The sequence below is a fragment of the Actinoplanes sp. NPDC051633 genome, from assembly GCF_040681735.1.
Lineage (GTDB): Bacteria > Actinomycetota > Actinomycetes > Mycobacteriales > Micromonosporaceae > Actinoplanes.
Window position 1 is genome coordinate 1 of sequence record NZ_JBFAZH010000785.1, and the last position, 3710, is coordinate 3710.

Sequence of the window (3710 nt, forward strand, 5' to 3'; positions counted from 1 at the left end):
CGGGTCGCTGCTGCTCGCCGACCGGCTGGGCGCCCGGCTGGTCCGCGCGACCCGGGAGCTGTCCGGCTCGAGCCGCCGCCTCGGCGCCGGTGACCTCTCGGTCCGGGTCACGCCCTCCGGCCCGCCCGAGTTCCAGGACGCGGCGCTGGCCTTCAACTCGATGGCCGACGACCTGCGCCGGCTGCTGGACAACGAACGGGAGCTCGCCGCCGACCTGTCGCATCGGCTGCGTACGCCGCTGACCGCGCTGCGGCTGGACGCCGACTCGATGCCGCCCGGCCCGGTCGCCGACCGGATGCGGCAGGCGTGCGACCTGCTCGACGAGGAGCTGGAGCAGATCATCACCGCGCACCGCTCGGGCGTCGGCGGTGACCGCGGCCGTGGCACGGAGCAGTGCGACCTGGTCGAGGTGCTGGCCGACCGGCTCGCGTTCTGGTCGGCCCTGGCCGAGGATCAGCGGCGGCCCTACGACGTGGTCGGCGGCGACCGCCCGGTGTGGGTGCCGGTGGCCCGCAGCGAGCTGATCCTGGCCGTGGACGCACTGCTGGGCAACGTCTTCGCGCACACCCCCGAGGGGGTGGCGTTCCGGCTGACCGTCTCGGCGGCCGGGGTGCTGGTCGACGACGCCGGGCCGGGGATCGCCGACCCGCAGAAGGCGGTGCGCCGCGGGGTGAGCGGCGCTGGCTCGACCGGCCTGGGCCTGGACATCGTGCGCCGCGTGGCGGAGGCGACCGGCGGCCGGATGGTCGTGGCCCGCAGCCCGCTGGGCGGCGCGCGGATCGGCTGGCTGCTCGGCTCCGGCCGACCTTCATGATCCCTTCTGGCGCCGTTAAGGCTTCTTTATGGAACGCGGAAATAGGTTCTCCCCGTCACTGACCGCACGTCATGTTGGGAGAACCGAGCCATGCGCAGAGCGATCACCTATCCGCTGGTCGCCTTAGGAGCCGCCGCCTCGACCGTCGCGGTCGCCTCGCCCGCTCTGGCGCACGGCTACGTCTCCGCCCCGCCGAGCCGGCAGGCGCTCTGCGCGGCCGGCATCGTGGCCGACTGCGGACAGATCCAGTTCGAGCCGCAGAGCGTCGAGGGGCCCAAGGGCCTCAAGTCGTGCAACGGCGGCGTGGGCCAGTTCGCCGCGCTGAACGACAACAGCCGCGCCTGGCCCGCCAAGTCCGTCGGCAGCAAGGTCACCTTCACCTGGGTGTTCACCGCACGCCATCGGACCAGCAACTTCGAATACTTCATCGGCAACACCAAGGTGGCCACTGTGGATGGTGGCAACGCCCAGCCCGACGCGGTGGTGAACCACTCGGTGGACCTGAGCGCCTTCCCCGGCCGGCAGACCGTGCTGGCCGTCTGGAACATCGGCGACACCCCGAACGCGTTCTACAGCTGCGTCGATCTGAACGTCGGAGGCGGCGGGGGGTCGGACCCTTCCACCCCGAGCTCCCCGCCGCCCTCGACCACCCGGCCGCCCGCCCCGGAGCAGCCGGCCGATCCGCCGGCCGACCCGCCTGCTCAGCCCGCCGACCCCCCGGCCCAGCCCGCCGAACCCACCGCCGCCCCGCCCGCCACGGGTGGCTCCGCCTGGGCGGCGCAGGTCGCCTACAAGACCGGTGACGTGGTCACCTTCCAGGGCAAGAAGTTCAAGTGCCGGCAGGGCCACACCTCGCTGAGCAGCTGGGAGCCGTCGATCTACACGCTCGCCCTGTGGCTGCCGCTGTGAGGGCGCGCCCCGCCGCGGCCGTCGCCGCGCTGCTCGGCGCGGCCCTGCTCCTCGGCGGCTGCGGCACCGACCGGCAGGCCGCGCAGACCGAGTCGGTAACCGCCGCCATCCAGGCCGGCGACACCTTCAACGACACCGACGTGATGTACCTGCAGATGATGATCGCGCACCACGAGCAGGGCCTCGAGATGGTGCGGATCGCCGAGAAGTCGAGCCGGCGGGGGGAGATCAAGACGCTGGCCGAGGCGGTGGACGTCACCCAGGTCGACGAGATCGCGATGATGGAGAACTGGCTGGAGGGCTGGTCGAAGCCCACGACCGTCGACCACGACCCGGGCATGCACACGGCACACGGCGGCCTGCCGGCGACCGGCCCGCGGGAGATGGCGACGCTGCGCCGCACCAAGGGCACCGGCTTCGACGCCACGTTCCTCAACCTCTTCGTCGCCCACCAGCACAACGCGGTGGAGATGGCGGCTATGGAGAAGTCCGGCGGCGTCAACTCCGAGGCCAAGGCCTTCGCCGAGCGGGTACGCGCGTCCCGCGCCGACCAGATCAAGCAGATGCTCAACCTGCTCAACAGCTGATCCGCCCGAGGCCCGGCAGAGCGGGTTCGTCCTTCCCATCCCCAAGGACGAGCCCGCTCGCCGTGCTCGGGACGACGGGAACAGGCCGAGTCAGGTGGTTGTCCCGGCGATGCGAGGGGATATCGAGGGAGTATTGACACCCACTTCCTCGACGATCGGGAGATCTCATGCCGGACGCCACACAGCTCGCAGCGCGATTGTTCGGGGCCGGGGACGTCCGGGTGCAGGAGGAGGAACGCCCGCGGCCCGGCGACGGCGAGGTGCTGGTCGAGGTCACCTCGGTCGGGTTGTGCGGCTCCGACCTGCACTGGTTCGCCGAGGGCGCGATCGGTGACGCCACCCTCGCCCAACCGCTGGTGCTGGGCCACGAGATGGCCGGGGTGATCCGCAGCGGGCCGGCCGAGGGCACCCGCGTGGCCATCGACCCGGCCGTGCCCTGCGGTGTCTGCGAGGAGTGCCTCCGGGGCGACGTCAACCTCTGCCCGAGGGTGGTCTTCGCCGGGCACGGCCGCACCGACGGCGGACTGCGCCAGTTCATGGCCTGGCCCGGCAACCGGCTGCACCCGCTGCCCGACTCGCTCTCCGACGACGAGGGCGCCCTGCTCGAGCCACTGGGCGTCGCCCTGCACGCCCTCGACCTCGGCCACCTGCGCGTGGCCAGCACCGTCGCGGTGGTCGGCTGCGGCCCGATCGGGTTGTTCCTGGTGCAGCTCGCCCGGCTGGCCGGCGCCACCCGGGTGCTCGCCGCCGACCCGCTGCCGCACCGGCTGGAGGCGGCGGTGAAGTTCGGCGCCGAGCCGGTCGCCGCCGAGGCCGCCGCGGTGGCCGACGTCGCCTTCGAGGTGGGCGGCAACGACGCCGCGGTGGACGCCGCCATGCGCCTCGCCAAGCCCGGCGCCCGGGTGATCCTGGTGGGCATCCCGGACGGCGACCGCACGTCCTTCAGCGCCTCCCTGGCCCGCCGCAAGGGCCTGAGCCTGGTCATGTCCCGCCGCATGGGCGAGGTCTACCCGCGGGCGATCGCCCTGGCCACCAGCGGCCGGCTCGACCTGCCGTCGCTGGTCTCCGCCGTGTTCCCGCTGCGCGACGCCGCCCAGGCGGTGGACACCGCTGTCGCCCGCGCCGGCCTCAAGGTGATCATCCACCCGCAGGACGCCGCGAAACACTAGCGTTCACCCATGACTTCCTTCGATGAGCTTGCCGGCGTCCGGGAGATCACGGTCGTGCTCCCGGCGCCGGGCCGCAAACCCGTCCGGGTGCCGATCTGGGTCGTCGCCGTGGACGGCGAGCTGTATGTGCGTTCCTGGAAGGGCGCGGACGGGGTCTGGTATCGCCGGGCCCGCGAGTCCGGCGCCGGTGCCGTCGTCGTCGGGGGTGAGGAGCGCCCGACCCAGTTCGTG

Annotated in this window: 5 protein-coding genes; all 5 read left to right on the forward strand. The window is 72.9% G+C overall.

Features of this window, described 5'->3' with window-relative positions:
* Nucleotides 1-814 (forward strand): HAMP domain-containing sensor histidine kinase (locus AB0M20_RS31950; protein WP_364304051.1); only part of this gene is annotated, 814 nt, incomplete at its 5' end.
* Between the two features lie 90 nt (nucleotides 815-904).
* Nucleotides 905-1723, forward strand: coding sequence for a lytic polysaccharide monooxygenase (locus AB0M20_RS31955; RefSeq protein WP_364304052.1), 819 nt, complete (start codon nucleotides 905-907; stop codon nucleotides 1721-1723).
* Nucleotides 1724-1830: 107 nt separating this feature from the next.
* Nucleotides 1831-2310 carry a DUF305 domain-containing protein gene (locus tag AB0M20_RS31960; protein ID WP_364304055.1) on the forward strand — a complete coding sequence of 160 codons (480 nt, stop codon included), beginning with the start codon at nucleotides 1831-1833 and terminating at the stop codon, nucleotides 2308-2310.
* Between the two features lie 167 nt (nucleotides 2311-2477).
* The gene (locus AB0M20_RS31965; RefSeq protein ID WP_364304053.1) at nucleotides 2478-3479 is read left to right on the forward strand and encodes an alcohol dehydrogenase catalytic domain-containing protein; all 1002 of its coding nucleotides are present in this window, start codon (nucleotides 2478-2480) and stop codon (nucleotides 3477-3479) included.
* 9 nt (nucleotides 3480-3488) lie between these two features.
* On the forward strand, nucleotides 3489-3710 hold a 222-nt coding region (locus AB0M20_RS31970; RefSeq protein WP_364304054.1), incomplete at its 3' end, for a DUF2255 family protein.

Bases quoted from the DNA above. Each gene is read 5' to 3' on its own strand.
- AB0M20_RS31955 (WP_364304052.1), top strand. From the start codon at position 905: ATGCGCAGAGCGATCACCTATCCGCTGGTCGCCTTAGGAGCCGCCGCC.
- AB0M20_RS31965 (WP_364304053.1), top strand. From the start codon at position 2,478: ATGCCGGACGCCACACAGCTCGCAGCGCGATTGTTCGGGGCCGGGGAC.